12 protein-coding genes are annotated in these 15,229 nt (G+C 72.2%); all 12 read left to right on the forward strand.

The window, feature by feature from the left end:
* The first annotated feature begins 2 nt into the window (after positions 1–2).
* Positions 3–1,289 (forward strand): dihydroorotase, encoded by a 1,287-nt coding sequence (locus AB0K92_RS24095; protein WP_365926000.1) that lies wholly within the window; start codon positions 3–5, stop codon positions 1,287–1,289.
* Positions 1,286–1,855 carry a hypothetical protein gene (locus AB0K92_RS24100; protein ID WP_365926002.1) on the forward strand — a complete coding sequence of 190 codons (570 nt, stop codon included), beginning with the start codon at positions 1,286–1,288 and terminating at the stop codon, positions 1,853–1,855. Before AB0K92_RS24095 ends, AB0K92_RS24100 begins: the two co-directional genes overlap by 4 nt.
* Positions 1,852–2,994, forward strand: a complete 1,143-nt coding sequence (gene carA / locus AB0K92_RS24105; RefSeq protein ID WP_365926004.1) for a glutamine-hydrolyzing carbamoyl-phosphate synthase small subunit — start codon at positions 1,852–1,854, stop codon at positions 2,992–2,994. The genes AB0K92_RS24100 and carA overlap by 4 nt, the downstream gene beginning before the upstream one ends.
* A complete protein-coding gene (carB, locus tag AB0K92_RS24110; protein WP_365926006.1) occupies positions 2,987–6,295 on the forward strand; it encodes a carbamoyl-phosphate synthase large subunit in 3,309 nt (1,102 codons plus the stop codon). Before carA ends, carB begins: the two co-directional genes overlap by 8 nt.
* Positions 6,296–6,359: 64 nt before the next feature.
* Positions 6,360–7,466: a quinone-dependent dihydroorotate dehydrogenase gene (locus AB0K92_RS24115; RefSeq protein WP_365926008.1), complete on the forward strand. Its 1,107-nt coding sequence runs from the start codon at positions 6,360–6,362 to the stop codon at positions 7,464–7,466.
* The gene (pyrF, locus tag AB0K92_RS24120) at positions 7,463–8,317 is read left to right on the forward strand and encodes an orotidine-5'-phosphate decarboxylase (protein ID WP_365926010.1); all 855 of its coding nucleotides are present in this window, start codon (positions 7,463–7,465) and stop codon (positions 8,315–8,317) included. The genes AB0K92_RS24115 and pyrF overlap by 4 nt, the downstream gene beginning before the upstream one ends.
* Positions 8,318–8,606: 289 nt before the next feature.
* Positions 8,607–8,930 carry an integration host factor gene (locus AB0K92_RS24125; RefSeq protein WP_125496088.1) on the forward strand — a complete coding sequence of 108 codons (324 nt, stop codon included), beginning with the start codon at positions 8,607–8,609 and terminating at the stop codon, positions 8,928–8,930.
* Between the two features lie 57 nt (positions 8,931–8,987).
* Positions 8,988–9,545, forward strand: a complete 558-nt coding sequence (gene gmk, locus AB0K92_RS24130) for a guanylate kinase (protein ID WP_365926012.1) — start codon at positions 8,988–8,990, stop codon at positions 9,543–9,545.
* Positions 9,546–9,682: 137 nt separating this feature from the next.
* The gene (gene rpoZ / locus AB0K92_RS24135) at positions 9,683–9,955 is read left to right on the forward strand and encodes a DNA-directed RNA polymerase subunit omega (protein WP_004933985.1); all 273 of its coding nucleotides are present in this window, start codon (positions 9,683–9,685) and stop codon (positions 9,953–9,955) included.
* Between the two features lie 113 nt (positions 9,956–10,068).
* Positions 10,069–11,271 carry a bifunctional phosphopantothenoylcysteine decarboxylase/phosphopantothenate--cysteine ligase CoaBC gene (gene coaBC, locus AB0K92_RS24140; protein ID WP_365926014.1) on the forward strand — a complete coding sequence of 401 codons (1,203 nt, stop codon included), beginning with the start codon at positions 10,069–10,071 and terminating at the stop codon, positions 11,269–11,271.
* A gap of 264 nt (positions 11,272–11,535) precedes the next feature.
* Positions 11,536–12,744: a methionine adenosyltransferase gene (gene metK, locus AB0K92_RS24145; protein ID WP_365926016.1), complete on the forward strand. Its 1,209-nt coding sequence runs from the start codon at positions 11,536–11,538 to the stop codon at positions 12,742–12,744.
* 482 nt (positions 12,745–13,226) lie between these two features.
* Positions 13,227–15,229 (forward strand): primosomal protein N' (locus tag AB0K92_RS24150; protein ID WP_365926018.1); only part of this gene is annotated, 2,003 nt, incomplete at its 3' end.

Raw genomic sequence — 15,229 nt, forward strand, 5'->3', positions numbered from 1 at the left:
CCGTGAGCAAGATCCTGATCCGTGGTGCGAAGGTCCTCGGCGGCGAGGAGCGGGACGTCCTGATCGACGGCGAGACCATCGCCGAGGTGGGCACCGGCCTGTCCGCCGACGGCGCCGAGGTCGTCGAGGCCGGCGGCAAGGTGCTGCTGCCGGGCCTGGTCGACCTGCACACCCACCTGCGCGAGCCCGGCCGCGAGGACTCCGAGACCGTCCTGACCGGCACCCGCGCGGCTGCCTCCGGCGGCTACACCAGCGTGTTCGCCATGGCCAACACCTTCCCGGTCGCCGACACCGCCGGTGTCGTCGAGCAGGTGTGGCGGCTCGGCAAGGAGTCCGGCTACTGCGACGTGCAGCCCATCGGCGCCGTCACCGTCGGCCTGGAGGGCAGCAAGCTCGCCGAGCTGGGCGCCATGCACGAGTCCGCGGCCGGGGTGACCGTCTTCTCCGACGACGGCAAGTGCGTGCACGACGCGCAGATCATGCGCCGCGCGCTGGAGTACGTGAAGGCCTTCGACGGCGTCATCGCCCAGCACGCGCAGGAGCCGCGGCTGACCGAGGGCGCCCAGATGAACGAGGGCGTCGTCTCCGCCGAACTGGGTCTCGGCGGCTGGCCGGCCGTGGCCGAGGAGTCGATCATCGCCCGCGATGTGCTGCTCGCCGAGCACGTCGGCTCCCGCGTGCACATCTGCCACCTGTCGACCGCCGGGTCCGTCGAGATCGTCCGCTGGGCCAAGTCCCGCGGCATCCAGGTGACCGCCGAGGTCACCCCGCACCACCTGCTCCTCACCGACGAGCTGGTGCGCACCTACAACCCGGTCTACAAGGTCAACCCGCCGCTGCGCACCGAGCGCGACGTGCTGGCCCTGCGCGAGGCCCTGGCCGACGGCACGATCGACATCGTCGCCACCGACCACGCCCCCCACCCGCACGAGGACAAGGACTGCGAGTGGGCCGCCGCCGCCATGGGCATGGTCGGCCTGGAGACCGCGCTGTCAGTGGTCCAGGCGACCATGGTGGACACGGGCCTGCTGGACTGGGCCGGCGTCGCCGACCGGATGTCCTTCACGCCCGCGCGGATCGGACAGGCCACGGGCCACGGCCGTCCCGTCTCGGCTGGTGAGCCCGCCAACCTCACCCTGGTCGACACGGCATACCGTGGCCTCGTGGACCCCGCGGGCTTCGCCTCGCGCAGCCGCAACACCCCCTACGAGGGGCGTGAGCTGCCGGGCCGTGTCACGCACACGTGGCTCCGGGGCAAGGCCACGCTCGTCGACGGGAAGCTCACGTGACACCTGTAATCCTGCTGGCCGCCGAGAAGGAATCGGCGGAAGTGACCGACTGGGCCGCCCGCCTCGGCTGGGTCGTCGGTCTCGCCCTCTTCGTCGCGCTCGTCTACTGGCTGATGCGCGAGGGCTGGAAGTGGCGCGGCACCCTCCAGGGCGACCTGCCGGAGCTGCCCACCGCGCCGGACGAGCCCGGCGAGGCGAAACTGACGATGAGCGGCCGCTACCACGGCTCGACCACGGCCGGACAGTGGCTGGACCGCATCGTGGCGCACGGCCTGGGCACCCGCAGCCGGGCCGAGCTGACGCTGACGGACGCGGGCCTTGAGGTCGTACGCCCCGGGGCGACCGACTTCTTCGTCCCCGCCGCCGCGCTGCGCGCGGCCCGCCTCGACAAGGGCATCGCCGGCAAGGTGCTCACCGAGGGCGGACTGCTCATCGTGACCTGGGCACACGGCGACAAGCTGATCGACTCCGGCTTCCGCTCCGACCGCGCGGCCGAGCACAACGAGTGGGTCGACGTCCTCAACTCCATGATCGAAACGAACACCAGGGAAGGCGCCGAACGATGACGACCTCCACCAGGGGAACCAGCAGGGTTCCCGCCGTACTCGTCCTGGAGGACGGCCGGATCTTCCGCGGCCGCGCCTACGGGGCCGTGGGGGAGACCTTCGGCGAGGCCGTCTTCTCCACCGGCATGACCGGCTACCAGGAGACCCTGACGGACCCGTCGTACCACCGGCAGGTCGTCGTCATGACGGCCCCGCACGTCGGCAACACCGGCGTGAACGACGAGGACCCCGAGTCGAAGCGCATCTGGGTCGCGGGCTACGTCGTGCGCGACCCCGCGCGCGTGCCGTCCAGCTGGCGCTCCCGGCGCTCGCTGGACGAGGAGCTGGCCGCCCAGGGCGTCGTCGGCATCAGCGGCGTCGACACCCGCGCCCTCACCCGCCATCTGCGCGAGCGCGGCGCCATGCGCGTCGGCATCTTCTCCGGCAACGCGCTGCCCGACGAGGGCACCATGCTCGCCCAGGTCCGCCAGGCCCCCGAGATGAAGGGCGCCGACCTCTCCGCCGAGGTCGCCACCAAGGAGCCGTACGTCGTCCCCGCGATCGGCGAGAAGAAGTTCACCGTCGCCGCCGTCGACCTCGGCATCAAGGGCATGACCCCGCAGCGGATGGCCGAGCGCGGCATCGAGGTGCACGTGCTGCCCGCCACGGCGAGCGTCGAGGACGTGTACGCCGTGAACCCGGACGGCGTGTTCTTCTCCAACGGCCCCGGCGACCCGGCCACCGCCGACCACCCGGTCTCCGTCATGCGGGCCGTCCTGGAGCGGGGCACCCCGCTGTTCGGCATCTGCTTCGGCAACCAGATCCTCGGCCGCGCGCTCGGCTTCGGCACCTACAAGCTGAAGTACGGCCACCGCGGCATCAACCAGCCCGTGCAGGACCGCACCACCGGCAAGGTCGAGGTCACCGCGCACAACCACGGCTTCGCCGTCGACGCCCCGCTCGACCAGGTCTCCGAGACCCCCTTCGGCCGCGCCGAGGTCTCCCACGTCTGCCTCAACGACAACGTGGTGGAGGGCCTCCAGCTTCTCGACAAGCCGGCCTTCAGCGTCCAGTACCACCCCGAAGCGGCAGCCGGCCCGCACGACGCCGCCTACCTGTTCGACCGCTTCGTGAAGCTCATGGAGGGCCAGCGTGCCTAAGCGCACCGATATCCAGTCCGTCCTGGTCATCGGCTCCGGCCCGATCGTGATCGGCCAGGCCGCCGAGTTCGACTACTCCGGTACCCAGGCGTGCCGCGTCCTCAAGGCCGAGGGCCTGCGCGTCATCCTCGTCAACTCCAACCCGGCGACGATCATGACCGACCCGGAGATCGCCGACGCCACCTACGTCGAGCCGATCACCCCCGAGTTCGTCGAGAAGATCATCGCCAAGGAGCGCCCCGACGCGCTGCTGCCCACCCTCGGCGGCCAGACGGCCCTGAACACCGCGATCTCCCTGCACGAGAACGGCGTCCTGGAGAAGTACGGCGTCGAGCTGATCGGCGCCAACGTCGAGGCCATCCACAAGGGCGAGGACCGCGACCAGTTCAAGCTCGTCGTGGAGGAGGTCCGCAAGAAGATCGGGCACGGCGAGTCCGCCCGCTCGGTCATCTGCCACTCCATGGAGGACGTCCTCGCGGGCGTGGAGCAGCTCGGCGGCTACCCGGTCGTCGTCCGCCCCTCCTTCACCATGGGCGGCGCCGGCTCCGGCTTCGCGCACGACGAGGAGGAGCTGCGCCGCATCGCCGGCCAGGGCCTCACGCTCTCCCCGACCACCGAGGTGCTCCTGGAGGAGTCCATCCTCGGCTGGAAGGAGTACGAGCTGGAGCTGATGCGCGACAAGAACGACAACGTCGTGGTCGTCTGCTCCATCGAGAACTTCGACCCCATGGGCGTTCACACCGGCGACTCGATCACCGTCGCCCCCGCGATGACGCTCACCGACCGCGAGTACCAGGTGCTGCGCGACGTCGGCATCGCGATCATCCGCGAGGTCGGCGTCGACACCGGCGGCTGCAACATCCAGTTCGCGGTCAACCCCGAGGACGGCCGGGTCATCGTCATCGAGATGAACCCGCGCGTGTCCCGCTCCTCCGCGCTCGCCTCCAAGGCGACCGGCTTCCCGATCGCCAAGATCGCCGCGAAGCTGGCCGTCGGCTACACGCTGGACGAGATCCCCAACGACATCACGCAGGAGACCCCGGCCTCCTTCGAGCCGGCCCTCGACTACGTGGTCGTCAAGGCTCCCCGCTTCGCCTTCGAGAAGTTCCCGTCCGCCGACTCCACCCTCACCACCACCATGAAGTCGGTCGGCGAGGCCATGGCCATCGGCCGCAACTTCACCGAGGCCTTCCAGAAGGCGCTGCGCTCGCTGGAGAAGAAGGGCAGCCAGTTCACCTTCGTAGGCGACCCCGGCGACAAGGAGGAGCTGCTGCGCGCGGCGGTCCGCCCCACCGACGGCCGGATCAACACGGTCATGCAGGCCATCCGCGCGGGCGCCACCCCCGAGGAGGTCTTCGCCCACACGAAGATCGACCCCTGGTTCGTCGACCAGCTCTTCCTCATCAAGGAGATCGCCGACGAGCTCGCCGAGGCCCCCGAGCTGACCCGCGAGCTGCTGGCCGAGGCCAAGCGGCACGGCTTCTCCGACCAGCAGATCGCCGAGATCCGCGGCCTGCGCGAGGACGTCGTCCGCGAGGTCCGCCACGCGCTCGGCATCCGCCCGGTCTACAAGACGGTCGACACCTGCGCCGCCGAGTTCGCCGCCAGGACCCCGTACTTCTACTCCTCCTACGACGAGGAGACGGAGATCGCGCCGCGCGAGAAGCCCGCCGTGATCATTCTGGGCTCCGGCCCGAACCGCATCGGCCAGGGCATCGAGTTCGACTACTCCTGCGTCCACGCCTGCTTCGCGCTCAGGGACGCGGGCTACGAGACGGTGATGGTCAACTGCAACCCGGAGACCGTCTCCACCGACTACGACACCTCCGACCGCCTGTACTTCGAGCCGCTGACGCTCGAGGACGTGCTGGAGATCGTCCACGCCGAGCAGCAGGCCGGCCCGATCGCGGGCGTCGTCGTCCAGCTCGGCGGCCAGACCCCGCTCGGCCTCGCCCAGGCGCTCAAGGACAACGGCGTGCCGATCGTCGGCACCTCCCCGGAGGCGATCCACGCCGCCGAGGACCGCGGCGCCTTCGGCCGCGTCCTGAAGGAGGCCGGCCTGCCGGCCCCCAAGCACGGCACCGCGACCACCTTCGCCGAGGCCAAGGCCATCGCCGACGAGATCGGCTACCCGGTCCTCGTCCGCCCGTCGTACGTGCTCGGCGGCCGCGGCATGGAGATCGTCTACGACGAGGCGCGCCTGGAGTCGTACATCGCCGAGTCGACGGAGATCAGCCCCACCCGGCCGGTCCTCGTCGACCGCTTCCTCGACGACGCGATCGAGATCGACGTCGACGCGCTCTACGACGGCGAGGAGCTGTACCTCGGCGGCGTCATGGAGCACATCGAGGAGGCCGGCATCCACTCCGGCGACTCGGCGTGCGCCCTGCCCCCGATCACCCTCGGCGGCTTCGACATCAAGCGGCTGCGCGCCTCCACCGAGGCCATCGCCAAGGGCGTCGGCGTGCGCGGCCTGATCAACATCCAGTTCGCGATGGCGGGCGACATCCTCTACGTCCTGGAGGCCAACCCGCGCGCCTCGCGCACGGTGCCCTTCACCTCCAAGGCCACCGCGGTGCCGCTGGCCAAGGCCGCCGCCCGGATCTCGCTGGGCGCGACCATCGCCGAGCTGCGCGCCGAGGGCCTGCTGCCCCAGCACGGCGACGGCGGCGAGCTGCCGCTCGACGCGCCGATCTCCGTCAAGGAGGCCGTCATGCCGTGGTCCCGCTTCCGGGACATCCACGGCCGCGGCGTCGACACCGTCCTCGGCCCGGAGATGCGCTCCACCGGCGAGGTCATGGGCATCGACTCGGTCTTCGGCACGGCGTACGCCAAGTCGCAGGCCGGCGCCTACGGCCCGCTGCCCACCAAGGGCCGCGCGTTCATCTCGGTCGCCAACCGCGACAAGCGCTCGATGATCTTCCCGGCGCGGGAGCTGGTCGCCCACGGCTTCGAGCTGCTGGCCACCTCCGGCACCGCCGAGGTCCTCAAGCGCAACGGCATCCACGCCACGGTGGTGCGCAAGCAGTCCGAGGGCCCCGGCCCCAACGGTGAGAAGACCATCGTCCAGCTGATCCACGACGGCGAGGTCGACCTCATCGTCAACACCCCGTACGGCACCGGCGGCCGCCTCGACGGCTACGAGATCCGTACGGCGGCCGTGGCCCGGTCCGTGCCGTGCCTGACGACGGTCCAGGCGCTCGCCGCCGCCGTCCAGGGCATCGACGCCCTCAACCACGGCGACGTGGGCGTCCGATCGCTCCAGGAACACGCGGAATTCCTGACCGCGGCCCGCGACTAGCAGCCCTCGAGGGGGACACCGGAAACGGTGTCCCCCTCTTCATGGGGCCTCCCCGAGGACACCGATGTACAAGATCTTCTTCAACCTCTTCTTCCGGCGGATGGACCCGGAGGCGGCCCACCACCTGGCCTTCCGCTGGATCCGCCTGGCCGTGCGCGTCCCCGTGCTGCGCACCTTCGTCGCGGCCGCGCTCGCGCCCCGGTACGAGGAGCTGCGCACCGAGGCCTTCGGCTTGCGCATGCACGGCCCGTTCGGGCTCGCCGCCGGCTTCGACAAGAACGCCGTCGCCATCGACGGCATGGCGATGCTCGGCTTCGACCACGTCGAGATCGGCACCGTCACCGGCGAGCCGCAGCCCGGCAACCCCCGGAAGCGGCTGTTCCGCCTGGTCGCCGACCGCGCGCTGATCAACCGCATGGGCTTCAACAACGACGGCTCGCTCGCCGTCGCCGCCCGCCTCGCCTCCCGCACACCGGTCTTCCGGACCGTCGTGGGCGTCAACATCGGCAAGACCAAGGTCGTGCCGGAGGAAGAGGCCGTCCTCGACTACGTGAAGTCCGCCGAGCGGCTCGCGCCGTACGCCGACTACCTGGTCGTCAACGTCTCCTCGCCCAACACGCCCGGCCTGCGCGACCTCCAGGCCACCGAGGCGCTGCGCCCGCTGCTGACCGCCGTACGCGAGGCCGCCGACCGCACGGTCACCACGCGGCGCGTCCCCCTCCTGGTGAAGATCGCGCCCGACCTCGCCGACGAGGACGTCGACGCGGTCGCCGACCTCGCCGTGGAACTCGGCCTGGACGGCATCATCGCGACCAACACCACCATCGCCCGCGAGGGTCTGGGCCTGACCTCCGACCCGTCCCTGGTGAAGGAGACCGGCGGCCTGTCCGGGGCGCCCCTGAAGGAACGCTCCCTGCAGGTGCTGCGCCGCCTCTACGCGCGCGTGGGCGACCGGATCACCCTGGTGGGCGTCGGCGGCATCGAGAACGCCGAGGACGCCTGGCAGCGCATCCTGGCCGGCGCCACGCTGGTCCAGGGCTACAGCGCCTTCGTCTACGAGGGACCCTTCTGGGCCCGCGCCATCCACAAGGGCCTCGCCGCGCGGCTGCGCCAGAGCCCGTACGCCACTCTCGCCGACGCGGTCGGCGCCGACGTGAGGAAGCCCCGATGACCGGCACGAGCCCCCTGGATCCCTTCGGCGCCCGGCTGCGCCGCGCCATGGACGACCGGGGACCGCTGTGCGTGGGCATCGACCCGCACGCCTCCCTGCTCGCCGAGTGGGGCCTGAACGACGACGTGGCGGGCCTGGAGCGGTTCAGCCGCACGGTGGTCGAGGCGGTGGCCGACCGGGTCGCCGTGCTCAAGCCGCAGAGCGCGTTCTTCGAGCGCTTCGGCTCGCGCGGTGTCGCGGTCCTGGAGAAGTCCGTCGAGGAGGCCCGCGCGGCCGGCGCGCTGGTCGTCATGGACGCCAAGCGCGGCGACATCGGCTCCACCATGGCCGCCTACGCCGAGTCGTTCCTGCGCCGGGGCGCCCCCCTGTTCTCCGACGCCCTCACCGTCTCGCCGTACCTCGGATACGGCTCCCTGAAGCCCGCCGTGGAGCTGGCCCGGGAGAACGGCGCCGGGCTGTTCGTGCTGGCGCTGACGTCCAACCCGGAGGGCGGCGAGGTCCAGCACGCCGTGCGCGCGGACGGCCGCACCGTCGGCGCGACGATGCTCGCCCACCTCGCCGCCGAGAACGCGGGGGAGGAGCCGCTGGGGTCCTTCGGCGCGGTCGTCGGGGCGACGCTGGGCGACCTGTCCTCGTACGACCTGGCGATCAACGGCCCGCTGCTCGCGCCCGGCATCGGCGCCCAAGGGGCCACGCCGGCCGATCTGCCGCGGGTCTTCAAGGCCGCGGTGCGCAACGTCGTCCCGAACGTCAGCCGGGGTGTTCTGCGTCACGGTCCCGACGTGGGCGCGCTGCGGACGGCCGCCGACCGCTTCGCGGAGGAGATCCGGGCCGCGGTGGCACCGGTCTGAGAGCTCCGCCGGGTCCTTCGGGAACGGCCTGAGGCTGGATACATCCACGAATCCAGGGCAGTATGTCTGAAATATCCGGTCCTGACAGAGGCTGACCAGGACTTTTCCTCTGTTCTCGCTGACTCTGGCGGACTTGACCGCTAGTCTCCGACGAGTGGGGCCACCTCCCACGCCCTCGAGGCAGTGGGGGAGAACGGGCAACCGTGTTGCTCGTGGCTCCCCAGGTGTGGGGCGACTAGGTTCCTCACCGGTCCGTATCCGACAGTTCGACATCCGAGGTGACGTAGGCGTGGCTCTTCCGCCCCTTACCCCCGAACAGCGCGCAGCCGCGCTCGAAAAGGCCGCCGCGGCTCGCCGGGAGCGGGCCGAGGTCAAGAATCGACTCAAGCACTCCGGCGCCTCCCTTCACGAGGTCATCAAGCAGGGCCAGGAGAACGACGTCATCGGCAAGATGAAGGTCTCCGCCCTCCTCGAGTCCCTGCCGGGCGTGGGCAAGGTCCGCGCCAAGCAGATCATGGAGCGACTCGGCATCTCCGAGAGCCGCCGCGTGCGCGGTCTCGGTTCCAACCAGATCGCCTCCCTCGAGCGCGAATTCGGCGGCACCGGTTCCTGACCCCGGCTCGCCCGGGCCTGGTCCCGGGCACTCCGGGATTGCTGGAATAATCGCTGCATGAGTGAACGTCCGCGGCTGACCGTGCTCTCCGGACCCTCCGGGGTCGGCAAGAGCACGGTCGTCGCCCATATGCGCAAGGAACACCCCGAGGTCTGGCTCTCGGTGTCGGCGACGACCCGCAAGCCCCGCCCCGGCGAGAAGCACGGAGTCCACTACTTCTTCGTCACCGACGAGGAGATGGACAAGCTGATCGCCAACGGCGAGCTGCTGGAGTGGGCCGAGTTCGCCGGCAACCGCTACGGGACGCCGCGCGCGGCCGTGCTGGAGCGTCTGGAGGCGGGTGAGCCCGTCCTGCTGGAGATCGACCTCCAGGGGGCCCGGCAGGTCCGCGAGTCGATGCCCGAGGCCCAGCTGGTGTTCCTGGCTCCGCCCTCCTGGGAGGAGCTGGTGCGCAGGCTGACCGGCCGGGGCACCGAGCCGCCCGAGGTGATCGAGCGCCGGCTGGACGCGGCCAAGGTCGAACTCGCCGCCGAGGCGGAGTTCGACGAGACGCTGGTCAACACCTCCGTCCAGGACGTCGCCCGTGAGCTGCTAGCCTTGATGAACGTCGTGTGACCGTCCGTGGTCGCCGCGGGCCTGGATCGCAGATCAGACCCGGACCACGGTGCGGGGCACGATCCCGGATCGCGGTCCTGGATCACGGCCCCCGGTTCACACGGACTGCATCTTTCCCATCCATCGGAAGGTAGAGCGTGTCCTCTTCCATCTCCGCGCCCGAGGGCATCATCAACCCGCCGATCGACGAGCTCCTCGAGGCCACCGACTCGAAGTACAGCCTCGTGATCTACGCGGCCAAGCGGGCCCGCCAGATCAACGCGTACTACTCGCAGCTCGGCGAGGGTCTCCTCGAGTACGTCGGTCCGCTCGTGGACACCCACGTCCACGAGAAGCCGCTCTCGATCGCGCTGCGTGAGATCAACGCGGGACTGCTGACCTCCGAGGCCGTCGAGGGCCCCGGTCAGTAAGTCATACGATCAGCCCACGGCTGGCTTTTCCACAGGCCCGGTAGCACGTCTGCCGGGCCTGTGGTGTCTCATGGGGGTGGTTGCCCGTTTCCGAGGTCCGGGGAGAGTCGACGGTGGACAAGCCGAAGGTCGTACTGGGGGTCAGCGGCGGCATCGCCGCGTACAAGGCCTGTGAGCTGCTGCGAAGGCTCACCGAGTCCGGACACGACGTCCGGGTCGTCCCCACCGCCTCCGCCCTGCACTTCGTCGGCGCCGCCACCTGGTCCGCGCTCTCCGGCAACCCCGTCTCCACACAGGTCTGGGACGACGTCCACGAGGTGCCGCACGTGCGCATCGGCCAGCAGGCCGACCTGGTCGTCGTCGCCCCGGCCACCGCCGACATGCTCGCCAAGGCCGCCCACGGCCTCGCCGACGACCTGCTCACCAACACCCTGCTCACCGCCCGCTGCCCGGTCGTCTTCGCCCCCGCGATGCACACCGAGATGTGGGAGCACCCGGCCACCCAGGAGAACGTGGCGACGCTGCGCCGCCGCGGCGCCGTCGTCATCGAGCCCGCCGTCGGCCGCCTCACCGGCGTCGACACCGGCAAGGGACGGCTGCCCGAGCCCGCCGAGATCTTCGAGGTCTGCCGCCGGGTGCTGGCCCGCGGGGTGCGCGAGCCCGACCTCACCGGCCGCCATGTCGTGGTCAGCGCCGGCGGCACCCGCGAGCCGCTGGACCCGGTCCGCTTCCTCGGCAACCGCTCCTCCGGCAAGCAGGGGTACGCCCTCGCCCGCACGGCCGCCGCGCGCGGCGCCCGGGTCACCCTGATCGCCGCCAACACCGCGCTGCCGGACCCGGCCGGGGTCGACGTCGTCCCGGTCGGCACCGCCGTCCAGCTGCGCGAGGCGGTGCTGAAGGCGGCCGCGGACGCCGACGCGGTCGTCATGGCCGCCGCGGTGGCCGATTTCCGCCCCGCGACCTACGCGGCCGGGAAGATCAAGAAGAAGGACGGCCAGGAGCCCGACCCGGTCGTCCTGGTCCGCAACCCCGACATCCTCGCCGAGATATCCGCCGATCGGGCCCGCCCCGGTCAGGTGATCGTGGGCTTCGCCGCGGAGACCGACGACGTGCTGGCCAACGGCCGCAGGAAGCTCCAGCGCAAGGGTTGCGACCTGCTGGTGGTCAACGAGGTGGGGGAGCGCAAGACCTTCGGCGCCGAGGAGAGCGAGGCCGTGGTGCTGGCCGCCGACGGCGGCGAGACCCCCGTCCCGCACGGCCCCAAGGAGCACTTGGCCGAAACCGTGTGGGACCTGGTCGCCGAGCGCCTGACCTGACCGCCCGGCCGGACCGTCACTCGTCCGCCTGTTCGGCACGCCGGTGTGCCTCCGTCTTCCGGCATTGACGGTGTGGCGCCTCTGGCCAATGCCACGGAAGATTGGGCAGAATGCCCGTGCCGCAGGTCACAGCGCTCCCGAGAGGCGAGACGGGTGGTCCCGCGGACGAGTGCGACCGATAAACTGTTCCAGGACGACGCCGGGCGCAGCCCCGTCCCGTCCACCCATGATCAGCCAGCAGCCGCTGCAACCCCAGGGAGCGTTGTGTCCCGTCGCCTGTTCACTTCGGAGTCCGTGACCGAGGGTCACCCCGACAAGATCGCTGACCAGATCAGCGACACCATTCTCGACGCGCTGCTGCGCGAGGACCCGGCCTCCCGGGTCGCCGTCGAGACCCTGATCACGACCGGCCTGGTCCACGTGGCCGGTGAGGTCACGACCAAGGCCTACGCCCCGATCCCGCAGCTCGTCCGGGACAAGATCCTGGAGATCGGCTACGACTCCTCGAAGAAGGGCTTCGACGGCGCCTCCTGCGGGGTGTCCGTGTCGATCGGCTCGCAGTCCCCGGACATCGCGCAGGGCGTCGACACGGCGTACGAGACCCGCGTCGAGGGCGACGAGGACGAGCTGGACCGGCAGGGCGCCGGCGACCAGGGCCTGATGTTCGGCTACGCGACGGACGAGACGCCGACGCTCATGCCGCTCCCGATCTTCCTGGCCCACCGGCTGTCCAAGCGCCTGACGGACGTCCGCAAGAACGGCACGATCCCCTACCTGCGCCCGGACGGGAAGACCCAGGTCACCATCGAGTACGACGGTGACAAGGCCGTCCGCCTCGACACCGTGGTGGTCTCCTCGCAGCACGCCTCGGACATCGACCTGGACTCGCTGCTGGCGCCCGACATCCGGGAGTTCGTGGTCGAGCCGGAGCTGAAGGCGCTGCTGGACGAGGGCATCAAGCTCGACACCGAGGGCTACCGCCTGCTGGTGAACCCGACCGGCCGCTTCGAGATCGGCGGTCCGATGGGTGACGCGGGCCTGACCGGCCGCAAAATCATCATCGACACCTACGGCGGCATGGCCCGTCACGGCGGCGGCGCGTTCTCCGGCAAGGACCCGTCCAAGGTGGACCGCTCGGCGGCGTACGCGATGCGCTGGGTCGCCAAGAACGTGGTCGCCGCGGGCCTCGCCGCCCGCTGCGAGGTCCAGGTGGCCTACGCCATCGGCAAGGCGGAGCCCGTCGGTCTCTTCATCGAGACCTTCGGCACCCACAAGATCGAGCCCGAGAAAATCGAGAAGGCCATCGACGAGGTCTTCGACCTGCGTCCGGCCGCGATCATCCGCGACCTCGACCTGCTGCGTCCGATCTACGCCCAGACCGCCGCGTACGGCCACTTCGGCCGTGAGCTGCCCGACTTCACCTGGGAGCGCACGGACCGCGTCGACGCGCTGCGCGAGGCGGCGGGGCTGTAAGGCCCGACCTGCTCACGAGGCCCGGCGCCCCTTCGGGGGTGCCGGGCCTCGGCGCGTGCGGGAGGAGCGTGAGCGCTGGGCGGTGACGGGCCCCGCGGGGGCGGGCGGGGTCCTCGCATGGGTGGAGAGAGGCGCGGCGTGGGCGGTGAGGGCCTCGCGTGGGCGGGTGAGGGCCTCGCGTGGGTGGCGGGGGCGTGGCGGCCCGCCCGGTCGGATGCCAGCGCACCCCGGTGCTGTGCCGTGCGGTGCCGGTGCCGGTGCCGGTGCCGGTGCCGGTGTCGGCACCGGTGTCGGTCCGGTCCGGTGTCCTGGCCCGGTGTCCGGTCCGGTTCCGGTGACTCCCCGGCTCGGGCGCCCGCCGTGGCCCGCTTCGCCGTCGGCCCGAGCCCGGACCAGGTTCCGGTCCCGGTCCCGGTCCCCAGGGGGCCGAGGTGTTTGCGGGCCGTGCGCCGGTGTCAGTGGGGTTTGGTAAGAATGCAAGCGTGAGCAGCGAGAACGGGCGGGGCGGCGAGGGCGCGGAAGGTGCGCCGCCGGAGCAGCTCGCGCTCATCCGGGAGAGCGTGCGCAAGGCGCGGGAGCCGCGGGCCAAGCCGCGGACCTGGCGGGGCGCCGCGCTGGCCAGGGAGCTGCCCGTGGCCCGGGTGCTCGTGGACAAGGGCGTGCTGCACCTCGACCGGTACTTCGACTACGCCGTGCCCGAGGAGCTGGACGCCGACGCGCAGCCCGGCGTGCGGGTGCGGGTGCGGTTCGGGGCCGGGCGGCACCGGGTGCGCGAAGGCCGCCGCGAGGGCGGGGGCCTGATCGACGGCTTCCTGATCGAGCGGCGCGCCGAGTCCGACTACTCGGGACCGCTCGCCGCGCTCGCCCAGGTTGTGTCGCCGGAACCCGTGCTGAGCGACGAGCTGCTGGGGCTGGCCCGGGCCGTCGCCGACCGGTACGCGGGCAGCCTCGCCGATGTGCTGCAACTGGCCGTGCCGCCGCGCAACGCGCGCGCCGAGCAGCGGCCCTCACCTGCCCCGCTGCCCCCGCCGCCGGCGCCCGAGCCGGGCTCCTGGGAGCGGTACGAGCACGGCGCGGCGTTCCTCACGGCACTGGCCTCCGGCGGCGCGCCACGGGCCGTGTGGAACGCGCTGCCCGGCCCGCACTGGAGCGAGGAGCTGGCGCGGGCCGTCGCCGCGACGCTCGCCTCGGGCCGCGGCGCGCTGGTCGTCGTACCGGACGGGCGGGCCGCCGCGCGCGTCGACGCGGCGCTGACGGACCTGCTGGGGGAGGGGCGGCACGCGCTGCTCACCGCCGACGCCGGACCGGAGAAGCGGTACCGGGAGTGGCTGGCCGTACGCAGAGGTGCCGTGCGGGCCGTCGTCGGGACGCGCGCCGCCATGTTCGCGCCCGTGCGCGATCTCGGACTGGTGGCCCTCTGGGACGACGGCGACGACAGCCACAGCGAGCAGCACGCGCCCCAGCCGCACGCGCGGGAGGTGCTGCTGCTGCGCGCCGCCCAGGACCGGTGCGCCTTCCTGCTGGGAGGCTGGAGCTGCACCGTCGAGGCGGCGCAGCTGGTGGAGAGCGGCTGGGCCCGGCCCCTGGTCGCCGGGCGCGAGCAGGTGCGGGGCGCCGCGCCGCTCGTGCGGACGGTCGGCGACCAGGACCTCGCGCGCGACGAGGCCGCGCGGGCGGCCCGGCTGCCCACCCTGGCCTGGCAGGCCGTCCGGGAGGGGCTGCGGCACGGACCGGTCCTGGTGCAGGTGCCGCGTCGGGGGTACGTCCCGCGGATGGCGTGCGCCCGCTGCCGCGAGCCCGCGCGCTGCCGGCACTGCGCCGGACCGCTGGAGGCGCTGGAGGCCCAGGACGTCCAGGGCGCCGGGGCCCTGCGGTGCGGATGGTGCGGACGGGGCGAGGAGTCCTGGCACTGCCCGGAGTGCGGGTCGTTCCGGCTGCGCGCGCAGATCGTGGGGGCGCGGCGCACCGCGGAGGAGCTGGGGCGGGCGTTCCCGGCGGTCCCGGTGCGCACCTCGGGCCGCGAGCACGTGCTCGACACGGTGCCCGGGACGCCCGCCCTGGTGGTCAGCACACCGGGCGCCGAACCGGTCGCGGAGGGCGGTTACGCCGCCGCGCTGCTGCTCGACGGCTGGGCCATGCTGGGGCGGCCGGACCTGCGCGCGGGCGAGGACGCGCTGCGGCGCTGGATCGCGGCCGGTGCGCTGGTGCGGCCGCAGCGGGCCGGCGGCACGGTGGTGATCGTCGCCGAGCCGACCCTGCGGCCCGTGCAGGCCCTGGTGCGCTGGGACCCGGTCGGCCACGCGGTGCGGGAACTCGCCGAGCGCGCCGAGCTGGGGTTTCCGCCGGTGTCGCGGATGGTGGCGGTCTCCGGGACGGCGGAGGCGGTCGCGGAGTTCCTGACGATGGTCGAGCTGCCGCCCGAGGCGGAGGTGCTGGGGCCGGTGCCGTTGCCCGCCGCCGCGCCCGGCCGGCCCCGGCGGCCCGG

This window comes from Streptomyces sp. NPDC052687, assembly GCF_040678395.1.
GTDB lineage: Bacteria > Actinomycetota > Actinomycetes > Streptomycetales > Streptomycetaceae > Streptomyces.